General features: G+C 69.2%; 12 protein-coding genes and 1 tRNA gene. 5 read left to right on the plus strand and 8 right to left on the minus strand.

The annotated features are described in order from the left end of the window. Positions 1–31: 31 nt before the first annotated feature. Both pepN and ACIP8W_RS11855 read left to right on the plus strand, forming a co-directional pair. A complete protein-coding gene (gene pepN / locus ACIP8W_RS11850; RefSeq protein WP_401948803.1) occupies positions 32–2539 on the plus strand; it encodes an aminopeptidase N in 2508 nt (835 codons plus the stop codon). Between the two features lie 180 nt (positions 2540–2719). Then, positions 2720–4138, plus strand: coding sequence for a lysine N(6)-hydroxylase/L-ornithine N(5)-oxygenase family protein (locus tag ACIP8W_RS11855; protein ID WP_401948806.1), 1419 nt, complete (start codon positions 2720–2722; stop codon positions 4136–4138). 17 nt (positions 4139–4155) lie between these two features. Here ACIP8W_RS11855 and ACIP8W_RS11860 read toward each other — a convergent pair whose 3' ends face one another. Next, positions 4156–5961: a bifunctional metallophosphatase/5'-nucleotidase gene (locus ACIP8W_RS11860; RefSeq protein WP_401948808.1), complete on the minus strand. Its 1806-nt coding sequence runs from the start codon at positions 5959–5961 to the stop codon at positions 4156–4158. 215 nt (positions 5962–6176) lie between these two features. Here ACIP8W_RS11860 and ACIP8W_RS11865 point away from each other — a divergent pair, with 215 nt between their 5' ends. Both ACIP8W_RS11865 and pyk read left to right on the plus strand, forming a co-directional pair. Beyond that, positions 6177–6929, plus strand: coding sequence for an SIMPL domain-containing protein (locus ACIP8W_RS11865; protein ID WP_401948810.1), 753 nt, complete (start codon positions 6177–6179; stop codon positions 6927–6929). A 119-nt stretch (positions 6930–7048) separates the two neighbouring features. Then, a complete protein-coding gene (gene pyk, locus ACIP8W_RS11870; protein ID WP_402202808.1) occupies positions 7049–8482 on the plus strand; it encodes a pyruvate kinase in 1434 nt (477 codons plus the stop codon). 65 nt (positions 8483–8547) lie between these two features. Here pyk and ACIP8W_RS11875 read toward each other — a convergent pair. Then, positions 8548–8630: transfer RNA gene (locus ACIP8W_RS11875), tRNA-Leu, on the minus strand. 95 nt (positions 8631–8725) lie between these two features. Between ACIP8W_RS11875 and ACIP8W_RS11880 the strand changes: the two genes are divergently transcribed. Continuing rightward, the gene (locus ACIP8W_RS11880) at positions 8726–9382 is read left to right on the plus strand and encodes an ANTAR domain-containing response regulator (RefSeq protein WP_401948815.1); all 657 of its coding nucleotides are present in this window, start codon (positions 8726–8728) and stop codon (positions 9380–9382) included. A gap of 77 nt (positions 9383–9459) precedes the next feature. Here ACIP8W_RS11880 and ACIP8W_RS11885 read toward each other — a convergent pair whose 3' ends face one another. From ACIP8W_RS11885 to ACIP8W_RS11910, 6 genes are all read right to left on the minus strand, one after another. Next, positions 9460–10176 (minus strand): ABC transporter ATP-binding protein, encoded by a 717-nt coding sequence (locus tag ACIP8W_RS11885; RefSeq protein ID WP_401948817.1) that lies wholly within the window; start codon positions 10174–10176, stop codon positions 9460–9462. Further along, a complete protein-coding gene (locus ACIP8W_RS11890; protein WP_401948820.1) occupies positions 10173–11111 on the minus strand; it encodes an ABC transporter ATP-binding protein in 939 nt (312 codons plus the stop codon). The genes ACIP8W_RS11885 and ACIP8W_RS11890 overlap by 4 nt, the downstream gene beginning before the upstream one ends. A 5-nt stretch (positions 11112–11116) precedes the next feature. After that, on the minus strand, positions 11117–12823 hold the full coding sequence (locus ACIP8W_RS11895) for a branched-chain amino acid ABC transporter permease (protein ID WP_401949502.1): 1707 nt from the start codon (positions 12821–12823) through the stop codon (positions 11117–11119). 5 nt (positions 12824–12828) lie between these two features. Next, positions 12829–13764, minus strand: coding sequence for a branched-chain amino acid ABC transporter permease (locus tag ACIP8W_RS11900; RefSeq protein WP_401948823.1), 936 nt, complete (start codon positions 13762–13764; stop codon positions 12829–12831). Between the two features lie 128 nt (positions 13765–13892). Beyond that, positions 13893–15122 carry a branched-chain amino acid ABC transporter substrate-binding protein gene (locus ACIP8W_RS11905; protein WP_402202810.1) on the minus strand — a complete coding sequence of 410 codons (1230 nt, stop codon included), beginning with the start codon at positions 15120–15122 and terminating at the stop codon, positions 13893–13895. Positions 15123–15916: 794 nt separating this feature from the next. Beyond that, positions 15917–16429 (minus strand): PaaI family thioesterase, encoded by a 513-nt coding sequence (locus tag ACIP8W_RS11910; protein ID WP_402153410.1) that lies wholly within the window; start codon positions 16427–16429, stop codon positions 15917–15919. Between the last annotated feature and the right edge of the window lie 40 nt (positions 16430–16469).

The raw sequence follows: 16469 nt of genomic DNA on the forward strand, positions 1-16469 counted from the left end.
CTGCCCGGGGGCCATCGGGCAGCATGGCCCCATGTCCGTACTGACGCGCGACGAAGCGCAGAGCCGAGCCACTTTTCTCGACGTCCACCACTACACGATCGCCCTCGACCTGACCACCGGCGAGGACACCTTCGACTCCACCACCGCCATCCGGTTCACCGCGCGGGCGGCCGGGGACACCTTCGTCGAGCTGAAGCCGGCCACCCTGCGCTCCGTCACCCTCGACGGCCGGACGCTGGACCCGGCGGAGCTGACCGGGAACCGGCTCGCGCTGACGGGCCTCGCGGAGGGTGAACACGAGCTGCGGGTTGACGCGGCAATGGCGTACTCCCGCACGGGCGAGGGGATGCACCGCTTCACCGATCCGGCGGACGGCGAGACCTATGTGTACACGCAGCTGTTCCTGGACGACGTGCAGCGCGTCTTCGCCGCCTTCGACCAGCCGGACCTGAAGGCGGTCTTCGAGCTGACCGTCACCGCGCCCGACGAGTGGACCGTGCTCGGCAACGGGATCGCGGAACGGACCGACGAGGGCGGCGCGGGAAGCGCGCGCTGGACCCTCGCCCCCACGCTCCCCCTCTCCACCTACCTCGTCGCCGTGGCCGCGGGCCCCTGGCACTCCGTACGCACCGAACACGCCGGACTGCCCTTCGGCCTCCACTGCCGCCGCTCCCTCGCCCCCCACCTCGACGCCGACGAGCTCTTCGACATCACCCGCGCCTGCTACGACCGCTACCACGAGAAGTTCGAGGAGCCCTACCCCTTCGACTCGTACGACCAGGCCTTCGTCCCCGAGTTCAACGCGGGAGCCATGGAGAACCCCGGACTGGTCACCTTCCGCGACGAGTTCGTCTACCGCTCCGCCGTCACCGAGACCGAGCGGCAGACCCGCGCCGTGGTCATCGCCCACGAGATGGCCCACATGTGGTTCGGCGACCTGGTCACGCTCGCCTGGTGGGACGACATCTGGCTCAACGAGTCCTTCGCCGAGTACATGGGCTACCAGACCCTCACCGAAGCCACCCGCTTCGCCGACACCTGGGTCGACTTCGGCATCGGCCGCAAGTCCTGGGGGTACGACGCCGATCAGCGCCCCTCCACCCACCCCGTCGCCCCCGACCCGGACGCCGTCCCCGACACCGCGTCCGCGCTCCTCAACTTCGACGGCATCTCCTACGCCAAGGGCGCCTCCGCGCTGCGCCAGCTCGTCGCCTGGCTCGGCGAGAAGGACTTCCTCGCCGGCATCAACATCCACTTCGCCCGGCACCGGTTCGCCAACGCCACCCTCGCCGACTTCCTCGACTCGCTCGCGGCGGCCACCGACCGCGATGTCCACACCTGGGCCGCCCAGTGGCTCCGTACCACCGGGGTCGACACCCTCACCCCCGGGACCACGGTCACCGAGGGCGCCTGGGCGCTCGATGTCGTACGGGACGGCAGCCGCCCGCACCGGATCGGGGTCGGTACCTACGATGTCGACACGGCGGACACCGCGGACCCGGTCCGGCTCGTCGCCCGCGACCGGTTCGCACTCGACCTGCCGACGGCCGGGCCCACCATCCGCCGGGGCCGCCGCCCCGCCCTCGTCGTCCTCAACGACGGCGACCTCACCTACGCCAAGGTCAGGCTCGACCCCGAGTCCTGGGACACCGCCCTGCGCGCGCTCTCCGGAATCCCCGACGCGCTCACCCGCGCCGTCCTCTGGAACGCCGCCCGCGACATGGTCCGCGACGGCCTGCTCGAACCCGCCGCCTACCTCGACGCCGCCCGCACCCACCTCCCGCACGAGACCGACCTCGCCCTCGTCCAGGGCGTCCTCGGCTTCGCCTCCGGCCAGATCGCCGACCGCTACCTCCGTACGGAGGACAGGCCCGCCGCCCTCGCCACGCTCACCGCCCTCTGCCGCGACCTCATCCGCCGCACCGAGGACGGCCGCGCCCCCGGGCTGCGCCTCACCGCCGTACGCCACCTCGCCGACGCCGCCGCCCAGCCCGACGTCCTGCGGGACTGGCTCGGCTCGGACAGCGTCCCCGGCGGGCCCGAACTCGACCCCGAGCTGCGCTGGCGCGTCCTCACCCGGCTCGCCGTGCTCGGCGCCGTCGACGCCACCGCCATCGAGGCCGAACTCGCCCGCGACCCCAGCGCCACCGGCCAGGAAGGCGCCGCCCGCTGCCTCGCCGCCCTGCCCGACCCCGCCGCCAAGGCCGCCGCCTGGGCCCGGCTCTTCGCCTCCGACGACCTCTCCGCCTACCTGTTCAGCGCCACCGCGCAGGGCTTCTGGCAGCCCGAACAGGCCGACCTCGTCGCCGCGTACGTCCCCCGCTACTACCCCGAGGCCATCGCCCTCGCCGCCCGCAGGGGCCCCGCCATCGCCGACGCGGCCGGACGCTACGCCTTCCCGCTGACCGCCGTGGACGAGGAGTCGCTGCGCCTCGGCCTGGAATACCTGGACGGTACGGAGATGATCCCGGCCCTGCGCCGCAAGCTCACCGACCAGCTGGACGACCTGCGCAGGGCGCTGCGGGTCCGTACGGGCTGAGCCGCTCCCGTACCCGAATCGCTCGGCTCTTGTCCGTCGCCCCGGTAAACCCCGGGGCGACGGCGTTTATCAGCCTTTTCACGCCGGGCTCGGTGCGCGCCCATACCTCTTGCCGCTCCGGATCGTTGTGCCTCACTGGAACGACCTGTGCAATGACTCGTGGAAGGCAGCACTCCGCCGATGACCGCTCAGCTCAACGACCTCGACCAGCCCCACGACCTGGTGGGCGTCGGCATCGGCCCGTTCAACCTCTCGCTCGCGGCCCTCGCGGACGGTATGCGCCGCCCCGGCGGCCCCCTCGCCGCCGTCTTCTACGACCAGAGCGCCGCCTTCCGCTGGCACCCCGGGCTGCTCATCGACGGCGCCACCCTCCAGGTCCCCTTCCTCGCGGACCTGGTCACCCTCGCCGACCCCGCCAGCCGCTGGTCGTTCCTCAGCTACCTCAAGACCCGCGACCGGCTCTTCCCCTTCTACTTCGCCGAGCGCTTCCACATCCAGCGCGCCGAGTACGACGCCTACTGCCGCTGGGTCAGCGAGCAGCTCCCCGCGCTGCGCTTCGGCCACCAGGTCGACGCCGTCCGCTGGAACCCCGAACGCGACCTCTTCGAGGTCGACTTCACCCAGCTCGACCGGGACGGCGAGGTCGAGGCGCTGGGGCGCGCGTACACCCGTAACGTCGTGCTCGGCATCGGCACCGAGCCGTACGTCCCCGACCCGCTCCGGCCGCTCATCGAAGCCCCGGCCGTCCCCGTCATCCACTCCGCCGACTACCTCGCCCACCGCGAACGGCTGCTCGCCGCCGGGCACATCACCGTCATCGGATCGGGGCAGTCCGGGGCCGAGGTCTTCCTCGACCTGCTGCGCGCCCGCCCCGCCGGGGCCGAGCGGATCCACTGGCTGGCCCGTACGGAAGCCTTCGCGCCCATGGAGTACTCCAAGCTCGGCCTGGAGCAGTTCACCCCCGACTACACCCGCTACTTCCACGCCCTGCCCGAGCACGCGCGCGACGATCTCCTCCCGCGTCAGTGGCAGCTCCACAAGGGCATCGACGCCGACACGATCGCCGCCATCCACGACGAGCTGTACCGGCGCACGCTCCACGGCGGCTGGCCCGACGCCGTCCTCACCCCCGGGGTCTCGGTCCGTACGGCCGGGCGCGTCGCCACCACCAGGATCGAGCTCCACCTCGAACACGGCAGACAGGCCACCCGCTCCCGGCTCACCACCGACGCCGTCGTCCTCGCCACCGGCTACCGGGAGCGCTCGCCCGACCGGCTGCTGGCCGGGCTCGACCCGTACATGCGCAGGGATGCCGCCACCCGCGCCCGGATCGACCAGCACCACCGGCTCGTACTCGATCCGAGCGTCACCGGCTCCGTCTACGTGCAGAACGCGGAGCGCCACAGCCACGGCGTCGGAGCCCCCGACCTCGGGCTGGCCGCCTGGCGCAGCGCCACCATCCTCAACCACCTCACCGGCGGCGAGCCCTACCCGCTGCCCCGGCGCACCGCGTTCACCAGCTTCGGGCTCGACGGACGGGACCGGACCCGCACGGTGCCCGCACCGAGGGGTCTGGTCCCGCTCAGCGAAGTCCGCTGAACCGGTGGTCACCCAGGTCAGAAGACCGGCGTGCCGTCCCGCGTCAGCTTCCAGTCCACCGAGGCGAACGACGCGGGGTCGATCGTGCCCGCCGCCCGCACCCAGGCGATGATCGTGTTGCGGATCTCGTCCGAGTTGGCCCACAGCTGGCGCGTCGAGGCGATCCCGGGGAAGTTCCCGCCCCCGCTCGCCCGGTAGTTGTTCACCGCCAGGACGAAGGACGCGGCCGGGTCCAGCTCCTTGCCCCCGTGGCGCAGGTTCACGATCCGCGAACCCGCGGGCCTGGCGATGTCGATCTCGTACGTCAGCCCCGACACCACGTCGTAGTTGTAGTCAGGGATACCGTCCGCGTTCGTCAACTTGGCGGTGTCCACCGCCGCGCCCGCGGCCGTCTGCACGTAGTACTTCGCGGAGAACTCCAGATAGGCCCTGATCTGCGCGCCCGTCACGAGCCGCGCCTCCAGGGTGTTCTCGAAGAGGTACAGCCCCGCCGCGTCCTTGAGGGTCACCTCGCCCGCCGGGATCCTCGCCGTACGGGAGAAGCACGAGGCCTGCGACAGCACCGGCAGCGCCGCCCACTCGCCACCCGCGAGCGCGGCCTTCACGGTCTCGGCCTGGACATGGTTGATCAGGTCGATGATCGGCTCGTCCTTCCACGGCGCGTCCACGGTGGACATCGCGGTGGTGGAGGTGCCGATCACCTGGTTGACGTACGCGACGACCTTGCGCTGCTCGTCCGCGAGCAGCTTGACGATCTTCTTGTCCTCGTCGACCGTGTTGGCGTTGAGGACCCTGGCGCCGGCCTTCTCGACCGTCCAGCGGCCCCGCTCCCACACCACGTCGAAATCGAAGAGCGTCAGCCGCTGCCCCCACTTGAGCGGCTCGGACAGGACGACGTCCTTGCCGGTCTTCTTGTTGGTCACCCGGTGCTCGGGGATCTCGACATGCGCGTGCCCGACCAAGATCGCGTCGATGCCCGGCACCTGCTCCGCCACCAGCCCGGCCGCGTTCTCGACGTACGGCACCTGGTCGCCGTACGACGACGTACCGCTCGAACCCGAGTGCGCGGAGACGATGACGACGTCGGCGCCCATGGAGCGCAGCTTCGGCACCCACTTCGCCGCCTGCTCCTCCAGCCCGGGGAACGTCATCTTCCCCTGGACGTTGGCCTTGTCCCAGATCGCGATCCCGGGGTTGGTCAGCCCGAGGACGGCGACCTTCACCTCATGGCCGTGCGGGGTCCGCAGCCGCTTGATCACGTACGGCGGGAAGGCGGGCTTGAGGGTCTTGGCGTCCAGCGCGTTGGCGCCGAGCAGCGGGAAGTGGCACTGCTCCTCGAACTTGCGCAGCACCGGGATGCCGTAGTTGAACTCGTGGTTGCCGAGCGCCGCCGCGTCGTAGCCGATCGCGTTCATCGCCTGCGCCATCGGGTGCACCGGGCCGTGCTTGGCGGTGATCGGGTCGATCTTCGCGTAGTAGTACGAGAGCTGGGTGCCCTGGATGGTGTCGCCCGCGTCGATCAGCAGGGTGTTCCGCCGGCCCTTCTCCTCGCGGACGTTGTTGACCAACGTGGAGATCTTGGCGAGCCCGACGTCGTTGTGGGCGGCGTCGTCGAACTCCTTGTCCGTGAAGTAGTCCCAGTTGAAGACATTGCCGTGCAGGTCCGTCGTGCCCATCACGGTGAACGAGTACCGCTTGCGCGGACGCCCGTGGACAGGCCCGTGGCCGGCGGCCTCGGCGGGCATCGCCGCTCCTCCCACCAGCGCCACCCCGGCACCGGCGGCAGCCGAGCTGCCCAGGAACGTCCTTCGATTCAGCGGCATTTCTTCTCCCTTGATCCATCGGTCCCGTCGCGCGACGGCCCACCCGCCCGGCGTATCGCACAACGCGCGTAGATTCTGGCTCAAAGAGGATGGGGAGCAACACCCCCGCAGGGTTTCGATCAGGTGACTGCCAGAGGTCGCGCGCCGGTCGGGGGACCCGGTTGTCGTACCCGGGTGCGAGAGTGTTCCCAGTCGGCCGTGGAGCGCGGACCGTGATGTCGTACGTACGAGGGAGCCCTGCCGTGACCATCGACGCATACCCCGCCCAGGCCGCGCCCTACGGGACCCCGGAGACACCCAGGGTCGCCGTGCGCGGTGAGGCGCGGCTGGAAGTCGACCCCGAAATCGCCAGAATTACCGTCACCGTGGGCGCCAGGGGGACCGACCGGCGGGCCGCGCTCGACGACCTCACCCGCCGCAACACCTATGTTCTCGCGATGATCAAGTCTTATGGCGCGGCGGTCGAGAAAGTGGAGACCGGCGCTTTCTCCATCAGTCCGGAACTCGCCAAACATGGCCGGGGCGAACGTATTCGCGCCTATCACGGTCGTGTACATCTCAATGTCGAGCTGAACGATTTCACCGCCCTCGGCGAACTCACCACCCGGCTCGCCGATCTCGAACTCACCGCGGTCAGCGGCCCCTGGTGGGGGTTGCGCCCCGACTCGCCCGCGCACGGCGAGGCCCGCCGCCAGGCGGTCGGGGAAGCCGTCCAGCGGGCCCGTGAGTACGCGGAGGCGCTCGGGGCGCGGCTCGCCGCACTGGTGGAGCTGGCCGACCTCGGCGCGGAGAACGCGGTGGCGTACGGAATGCCCGCCGCTCCCGGCGGAATGCGCCGGTCCGCGGCGTACGGAACGGCCCCATCGGAGGAGGCGGCCCCCGCGCTCGATCTCGAACCGCAGCGCCAGTCGGTCTACGCGCAGGTCAACGCGCGATTCACAATGACGCCGCCCAATCTGAACGGCTGAAGTTCATCAGGAGCGGTCCCGCGCACAATGAACACTTGTCAATAACCCTTCAATGGAAGGTTGTTGAGTAGTCATGCACCGATAATTCCCTACCCGTCGGTAAGCTCTAGGCTCGATATATGCGCCGAGCAAAGATCGTCTGTACCCTGGGGCCCGCCACCGACTCGTACGACCAGATCAAGGCATTGGTCGAAGCCGGAATGGACATCGCCCGCCTCAACCTCAGCCACGGCGGCTACGCCGAGCACGAGGAGCGCTACCAGCGCGTACGCAAGGCGGCCGAGGAGACCGGCCGCAGCGTGGGGGTCCTCGTCGACCTTCAAGGTCCGAAGATCCGCCTCGGCCGTTTCCGCGAAGGTCCCGTACTCCTTGAACGCGGCGACGAGTTCACGATCACCGTCGAGCCCCTCGAAGGCGACCGCACCATCTGCGGTACCACCTACGACGGGCTCGCCGCGGACGTCACCGCCGGGGAGCGCATCCTCGTCGACGACGGCAAGGTCACCCTCGAAGTGACCTCCGTCGAAGGCCCCCGCGTCCACACCCTGGTGATCGAGGGCGGCATGGTCTCCGACCACAAGGGCCTCAACCTCCCGGGGGTCGCCGTGTCCGTCCCCGCGCTCTCCGCGAAGGACATCGAGGACCTCCGCTGGGCGCTGCGCACGGGCGCCGATGTCATCGCCCTCTCCTTCGTACGCGGCGGGGCGGACATCGCCGACGTACACCGCGTCATGGACGAGGAGCACCGGCGGCTCCCGGTGATCGCCAAGATCGAGAAGCCCCAGGCCGTCGAGAGCATCGAGGACATCGTCGCCGCCTTCGACGGCATCATGGTCGCCCGGGGGGACCTCGGCGTCGAGATGCCCCTGGAGCAGGTGCCGATCGTGCAGAAGCGCGCGATCAAGCTGGCCAGGCGCAACGCCAAGCCGGTCATCGTCGCCACCCAGATGCTCGACTCGATGATCGACAACTCCCGGCCCACCCGCGCCGAGGCGTCCGACGTAGCCAACGCGGTGATCGACGGTACGGACGCGGTGATGCTCTCCGGCGAGACCAGTGTCGGCAAATACCCCGTCGAGACGGTCAGGACGATGAGCCGCATCGTCGAGGCGGCGGAGGAGGACCTCCTCGCCAAGGGGCTGCCCGCCCTCACCGAGCGCACCAAGCCCCGCACCCAGGGCGGCGCGGTCGCCCGCGCGGCGGCGGAGATGGGCGACTTCCTCGGCGCGAAGTTCCTGGTCGCCTTCACCCAGTCGGGCGACACCGTCAAACGGCTCTCCCGCTACCGCTCCCCGATCCCCCTGCTCGCCTTCACCCCCGACCCGGCCACCCGCGCCCAGCTCAACCTGACCTGGGGCGTGGAGGCGTTCCTCGGCCCGCACGTCGACTCCACCGACGCGATGGTCGACCAGGTCGACGAACAGCTCCTGAGGATCGGCCGCTGCGCCAAGGGCGACATCGTCGTCATCACGGCGGGCTCCCCGCCGGGCGTCGCGGGCACCACCAACCTGGTACGCGTCCACCACATCGGCGAGGACGACAGCCCGAAGTGACGGGGTGACCCCCGGCAACGAGAAAGCGGATGTTCACCAGGGTGAACATCCGCTTTCCGCTTCGGTACCGGGTGCGGGACTCGAACCCGCAAGCCCTCACGGGCAGAGGTGTTTGAGACCTCCGTGTATACCGTTCCACCAACCCGGCTCGGCGCGTGCGAGGAAGTGTACCGGGTCATCGGACCTTGGCGCCTCTGGGTACGCTCAGGGGGAGCAGAACCCTGCCTGGAACGAGGAGCCCCCGTGACCGCCCCCGAGTCGCCCCAGCCCGTAGACGATGACGACAAGTCGCACGTCCCGCCGCTGACGACGCGAGTCGTCATCGCCGAGGACGAGGCGCTGATCCGCCTCGATCTGAAAGAGATGCTTGAGGAAGAGGGCTACTCGGTCGTCGGTGAGGCCGGTGACGGCGAGCAGGCCGTGGAGCTGGCGCGGGAGCACCGGCCGGATCTGGTGATCCTGGACGTGAAGATGCCGGTGCTGGACGGGATCTCCGCCGCCGAGAAGATCGCGGAGGAGTCCATCGCGCCGGTGCTGATGCTGACCGCGTTCTCGCAGCGCGATCTGGTCGAGCGGGCCCGGGACGCCGGGGCCATGGCGTATCTGGTGAAGCCGTTCAGCAAGAGCGATGTGGTGCCGGCCATCGAGATGGCGGTGTCGCGGTTCGCGGAGCTGAAGACGCTGGAGAAGGAAGTCGCGGACCTGTCGCTGCGGCTGGAGACCCGCAAGCTGGTCGACCGCGCCAAGTCGGTGCTCCAGACGCAGTACGGCCTGTCGGAGCCGGCGGCGTTCCGCTGGATCCAGAAGACGTCGATGGACCGCCGGATGTCGATGCAGCAGGTCGCCGAGGCGGTCATCGAGGACGCGGCGGAGAAGAAGGCGGGCGGCAAGAGCCAGTAGTTCGGCCCGCGGGGTACGGCGAGAGGCCCGGCGCACCGTTTCGTACGGTGTGCCGGGCCTCCTCGTTTCCGTACGGCTCAGTCCTCGCCCAGATATGCCTTGCGCACGGACTCGTCGTGCAGCAGGTCCTGGCCCGTGCCCGAGAGGACGACCTTGCCGATCTCCATGACATGACCCTGGTCGGCCAGGGACAGGGCCGCCTGGGCGTTCTGCTCGACCAGCAGGATGGTCGTGCCCTGGGCCTTCAGCTCGACGATGGTCTCCATGATCTTCTGCATCATGATCGGGGAGAGGCCCATGGAGGGCTCGTCCAGCATCAGCAGCTTGGGCTGCGACATCAGGGCGCGTCCCATGGCGAGCATCTGCTGCTCACCGCCGGAGAGGGTGCCCGCCGCCTGCTTCCTGCGCTCCCCGAGGATGGGGAAGAGGTCGTAGGCGCGCTGGATGTCCTTTTCGATACCGGGCTTGTCGGTCCGCAGAAACGCTCCGAGCTGGAGGTTCTCCGTGATCGTCAGCCGGGGGAAGATATGCCTGCCCTCGGGGGAGTGGGCCAGCCCCAGCGCGACGATCTTGTGGGCGGGGACCCCGTTGAGGGGCTTCCCGTCGAAGACGATCCGGCCCGCGGTGGGCTTGAGGAGCCCGGAGAGGGTCCGCAGCGTGGTGGTCTTGCCCGCGCCGTTCGTCCCGATGAGGGTGACGATCTGGCCGGCCTCGACGCTGAAGGAGATGCCCTTGACGGCCTCGATCTTGCCGTAGGCGACCTTGAGGTCCTCGACCTCCAGAAGTGCGGTCACTTCGCGTCCCCTTCCGAACCGGTGCTGCTGGTGGTGCCATCGGATCCGCCGGGGCTGTCGGCCGGGACTGCGTCGGCGACGGCCTCCGCGGCCCGTGCCTCCGCCGCCTCGACCTCGGCCACTTCCTCCGCGCCGGGCGCGTTCTCCATGGGGGTGCCGAGATAGGCGGCGACCACCCGCTCGTCGCCCTGTACCGCTTCCGCGGTCCCTTCGACGAGCTTCTCGCCCTGGACGAGACAGGCGACCCGGTCGCACAGATTGAAGATGAACCGCATGTCGTGCTCGATGACGAGCACCGCGATCCCCTGGTCCCGGATGGCGAGGACCAGCTCCTCGGTGACCCGTGTCTCCTGCGGGTTCATCCCGGCGGTGGGCTCGTCGAGGAGCAGCAGACCGGGCTCGCTCGCCAGCGCGCGGGCGATCTCCAGCTTGCGCTGGTCGCCGTAGGGCAGATTGCGGGCGAGCTGGTCGGCCTTGTCCTGGAGCCCGATGAACTCCAGCAGCTCCATGGCGCGCTCGTGGGAGGCGGCCTCGGCACGTTTGAAACCGGGGCCGCGCAGAAGCGCGGACCAGAGACCTTCCTTGGTCCTGGTGTGACGTCCGACGAGGACGTTCTCCAGGACGGTCATATTGGCGAAGAGCCGGATGTTCTGGAAGGTACGGGCGATGCCCGCCTGGGTGACGAGGTGGGGCTTGGGCGGCAGGACGGTGCCCTTGTAGCTGACGGTGCCCTCGGTCGGTACGTACAGACCGGTCAGGCAGTTGAAGAACGTCGTCTTCCCGGCGCCGTTGGGGCCGATGAGGCCGACGATCTCGCCCGCGTTGACGGTGAGGTCGACCGAGCGCACGGCGGTGAGACCGCCGAACCGCATCGTGACGCCGCTGGCGTCCAGCACGGTCGTGCCCGTGCCCTTGGCGGCAGTTGTGGTGGTCATGTCGTTCACGCCCCCGCCTTGGCGGTGCTGACGCCCGCACCCGGTGTGGTGTCCGGTGCGTCGGACTGGTCGGTGTCATGGAATTCCAGCTGCGCGCGCCGGTTGGCGATGAGGCCCTCCGGACGGAAGCGCATCAGCAGGATCAGCGCGATACCGAAGCCGAGAAGCTGGTAGTCCTGGAGGAACTGGAGCTTCGCGGGGATCAGGTAGAGCAGCGACGCGCCGAGCAGCGGCCCGGTGATGGTGCCCATGCCGCCGAGGATGACCGCGGCCAGCAGGAACGCGGAGTTGGGCGGCACCGGCCCGGCGAAGACGTACATCTCCGGTACGACGGTGTGCTGGACGTGCGCCTGTACGGTGCCGGCGAGACCGGCCAGGGTGGCGCCGAGGGCGAAGGCGATCAGCTTGACGCGGAAGCCGTTGATGCCCATGGCGGTGGCGGCGGTCTCGTCCTCGCGGATGGCGACCCAGGCGCGGCCGATACGGGAGTCGCCCGCGCGGCTGAAGACGATCACCACGAGGACCATGGCGAGCAGCATCAGCAGGTAGTAGTTGGCGTACGCGCCCAGCTCGAAGCCGAGGACGGTGTGGGACTCGCCGAAGTTGTACCCGAAGAACTCCAGGTCGGGAATGTTCGGTACGCCGTTGGGGCCGTTGGTGATCCGGGGTCCCGAGACGCCGTCGAGATTGCCGACGGCGATGCGGAAGATCTCCCCGAACCCGAGGGTGACGATGGCGAGGTAGTCGCCGCGCAGCCGCAGGGTCGGTGCGCCGATGAGGACGCCGAAGATCAGGGAGACCACGGCGCCGGTGAGGACCGCCGCCCAGAAGGGGAAGCGCACGTCGAACACGGACGCGGTCGTGCCGGAGACGAGCGCGGCGGTGTAGGCGCCGACGCCGAGGAAGGCGACGTACCCGAGGTCGAGCAGTCCGGCGAGGCCGACGACGATGTTCAGACCGAGCGCGACGGTGGCGAAGATGAGGATGTTGACCGCGATCAGCGTGTACTGGTCGGTGCTCTGGGTGAAGGGGAACGCGGCGGCGGCGACGAACGCGGCCGAGACCGCGATCATCCGGTACTTGCTGGTGAGGCCGTTGAGCCGGGCGATCAGCCCGGCCCGGAAGAAGCCGATGGCCGCGAAGATCACCGTGATGAGGTAGCCGGTGAAGAGTTCGGCGTACTCGGTGTCGATGCCGTACGTGAAGGTGGACAGCCCGAGGGCGAAGACCGCGACGATGATCAGGATCTCGGCCCAGGAGGGCAGCTCCCGCGGGCGCCTGGCCTGCCGGGTGTCGTCGGGGAGCCCGAGGAAGAAGGTCGCGACGACCGGGACGGCGGAGGCCGCGGCGGCGACGTAACCGCCCGGTTCGAGATTGATCAGCCCGCCCAGCTCGACGGCGATGGCGATCAGGGTGAACCAGGTGGTGCCGAGGGCGCCGAGCGCGAGGTACTGGAGCGCCTTGGTCGACCCCGTGGGGGTGAGCCAGCGCAGGCCCTTGACGTCCAGCGCGGACAGCGCGAAGAGCGCGACGAGCAGGCCCGCGATCAGGGTGAGGACCTGGAGACCGCCGGGGTACCCGTAGACCGTGAGGTCACCGGGGAAGTCGGAGGTGTACGTCCAGGCGAGGAAGGTGCTGGCCACGGTGGCGATACCACCGGCGAGGGTGAGCAGGCGCAGCTGCTCGGCGCGGCCTGTTGCCTTGTCGGTCATCGCGCTCACGCCCGATCCGCGACGCGCTCGCCGAGCAGACCTTGGGGCCTGACCAGGAGGACGACGATAAGGAGTACGAAGGCCCAGACGTTGGCCCAGGCGCCGCCGCCGAGCTGCTGCATGCCGGGGATCTCCTCGATGTAGGCGATCGACAGGGCTTCGGCGAGGCCGAGCACGATACCGCCGACCATCGCTCCGTAGATGTTGCCGATACCGCCGAGGACCGCGGCGGTGAACGCCTTGAGACCGAGGAGGAAGCCCATCTCGAAGTTGATCTGGCCCTTGTCGAGCCCGTAGGCGACGGCCGCGACCGCGGCGAAGGCGGCGCCGATGGCGAAGGCCATCACGATGATGCGGTCGGTGTTGATCCCCATCAGCTTGGCGGTGTCCCGGTCCTGGGACGTGGCCTGCATGGCGCGGCCGGTGCGGCTCTTCGAGACGAAGATGCCGAGGATCAGCATGCAGAGCGGGGCGATGACGAAGAGGAAGGCGTCGGCGCGCTGGATGTACAGGTTGCCGGTCAGCTGGAAGGACTCGCCCTGGAACTCGGGGAAGCTGAGAGCCTTCTTGGCGTCCGGGTAGAACGCCCAGATGAGCTGCTGGAGCGTGATGGACAGGCCGATCGCGGTGATCAGCGGAGCCAGCCGGGGTGCCCCGCGCAGCGGGCGGTAGGCGAAACGTTCCGCCGCAGTGGCTACGGTGACGGAGGCTATGGCGCCGCCTATGATCATGAGCGGTATCGCCACCACCAGTGGGGTGCCGCTGGGCAGTACCCACGTATAGGTGGCGAGGGCGCCGAAGCCCCCGATCATGAAGATCTCGCCATGGGCGAAGTTGATGAGCTGGACGATGCCGTAGACCATGGTGTACCCGATGGCGATCAAGCCATAGAGAGCGCCGAGGGCCAGGCCGTTGGCCAGCTGTTGCGGCAGTTCGTTCACCGCAGGGCCTCCGATGAGCGTGTCGGATGTGACACCGCGCGAGGGCGCTGTTGCGCCCTCGCGCGGGTTCGGTCGGGTGGTACGTGCGGTGCCGTGGGGTCGCGGCCGGATTGTCCGGCGCGGGTGGGTCAGTCCTCGAACGTGGCGCTCTTGACGTCCGTCCAGGCGCCGTTGACCACCTTGTATACGGTGAGCTGCTTGTTCGTGGTGTCGCCGTACTTGTCGAAGGAGACCTTGCCGGTCACACCGTCGAACGCGACCTTGGAGGTGGCCTCGGTGACCTTGGCGCGGGCGTCGTCGGGGAGCTTGCCGCCGTTCGCGGCGACGACGGCCTTGACGGCCTGGACGACGGTCCAGGCGGCGTCGTACGAGTAACCGCCGTAGGCCGCGTAGGCGTCCTTGTAGTTGGCGGCCTTGTAGTCGGTGATGAACTTCTTGGCGGTGTCGAGCTTCTCCACCGGGTAGCCGATGGAGGTGGCGAAGTCACCGTCGTTGGACTCGCCGGAGGCCGAGATGAAGTTCGGGTCGTAGACGCCGTCGCCGCCCATGACGGGGATCTTCGCGCCGGTCTTCTTGATCTGGTCGGAGAGCAGACCGCCCTCGGGGTACTGGCCGCCGAAGTAGACGGAGTCCGCGCCGGAGGACTTGACCTTGTCGGCGGTGCTGGAGAAGTCGGTCTCCTTGACCGTGACATGGTCGGTGCCGACGACCGTGCCGCCGAGGCGCTTGAACTCCGCGGCGAAGATCGAGGCGAGACCCGCGCCGTAGGTCTGCTTGTCGTCGACGACGAAGACCTTCCGCTTCTTGGCGTCGTTGTAGTAGTACTGCGCGGCGAACTTGCCCTGGACGACATCGGTCGCGGCGGTGCGGAAGTAGGTCTGGAACGGCCGCTTGTAGTCGCCCGTGCCCCAGTTGTCGCCCTGGCTGAGCGCCGGGTTGGTGTTGGCGGGGGAGACCTGGAGCAGGTTCGCCGAGTTGAAGACGCCCTGCATCGACTGGGCGACACCGGAGTTCAGCGGGCCGACGACGCCGAGGACGTCCTTCTCGCCCACGAGCTTGGTGGCGTTGGCCTGGCCGGAGGCCGGGACGGCCTGGTCGTCGAGGGCCTCGATCTTGAACTCGACGCCGGGGACCTCGTTGGTCTTGTTCGCCGTCTTGGCGGCGAGGTCGACGGAGTTCTTGATGCCCTGGCCGAGCGCGGACAGCGATCCCGTGAGCGGTGCGTCGACACCTATGACGACGGTGATCCTGTCGCTGTCACCGGTGCTCTTGCCCTCGTCGCGAGAGCCACAAGCGGTGAGGGTGAGCGCTCCTGTGGTGATCACGGAGGTGAGGATGAGCAACGAACGGTGTCGCACGGGCGAGTCCTTTCCCTGGTGCGGCCTCCTCTGATGAGGTGCCGTTGCGGTCGCCGAGTTGTACGTCTCGGTGGTGTGCGCGTTGGTACAGGCCTGGCAGGTCGCGGTGACTGGCCGTGACTCTAAGCGCAGGGTGGGGGAGGTGTGGAGGAGCGGGAGCAGGATGTGACTGTCTTGTTATGCCAAGAACAAAGATGGAGGGTTATAACTTGGATACTTAGGACATTTCGTCAATTCTGGGCCTGCTCGCATAGTGAGAACGTGCAGTTCCGCTAAGGGGTTTGAGCTTTTTTACTCCTGTCGCCGGATTCGGGCACGGCGAAACATGGAGGCGGCTACGCGGGTGCGGAAGCGGACGGCCGGGGTGGGGAAACAGGCGGTGTCCGGATTTCCGTTCACCTCGATGTTACGCAGGGTGACTTCGAGCGTGACATGAACGACGTGAAGTAGGGGCGGGTTCGGCCGGGGGCGCGCCAGTTCTCCGTACTGCCGGTGGCACCGCCGAGCGCGGCACACCGTTCCTTCTACGAGACCAGTGAGGCGCGCGGTTCGGCCGGGATGGTGCGATGCGGGGCGGGGCGCCGGAGGCTTCCGCGCCGCGCTCATCGGCGCAGGCGGTCACGGCCGCGCGCAGGAGGAGGGCGCGGCACACGCTCCTCGCGGGGCTGCGCTGCCCGGCCGGACTCATGTCGGCACGGTAGGTGTTGCCCGCCGTACGGACAAGGGGTACGACGAGAACCGGCCGGGCACGCGCTGCGGACGGGACGTACCCCGTCGGGCTGCCGCCGTCGGTCCTACCGCGCGGGGTCGGTCTTCGCCGGGCCGCTCTTCGCCGGGCCGGTCGGGTCGCCGGGGCCGGCGTCGCGCAGCAGGCAGGTGAGCCGGGCCGTGCAGACCCGCTTGTCCCGCTCGTCGGTGATGACGATCTCGTACGTCGCGGTGGAGCGCCCCCGGTGCACAGGCGTCGCCACGCCCGTGACCAGCCCGTCGCGCACGCCCCGGTGGTGGGTGCAGTTGAGGTCCACGCCCACGGCGATCTTGGTGACGCCGCCGTGCAGCATCGAGCCGACCGAGCCCAGGGTCTCGGCCAGCACGGCGGACGCGCCGCCGTGCAGCAGTCCGTACGGCTGGGTGTTGCCCTCCACGGGCATGGTGCCGACGACGCGGTCCGCCGACGCCTCGACGATCCGCACGCCCATCCGGGTGCCGAGGTTCCCGGCGGAGAAGAGGGCGGGGAGATCGACGCCGAGTACGGCGTACTCGTCGACGATCTCCTGCGGGAACTGCACGGTGGTCTGCTCACCCATGGGCCGGGCTCCGATGCTGTCGAGTGCGTGCTGTCTGGAT

It is taken from the genome of Streptomyces sp. NPDC088554, from assembly GCF_044752945.1.
In the GTDB taxonomy this organism is placed as follows: Bacteria; Actinomycetota; Actinomycetes; order Streptomycetales; family Streptomycetaceae; genus Streptomyces.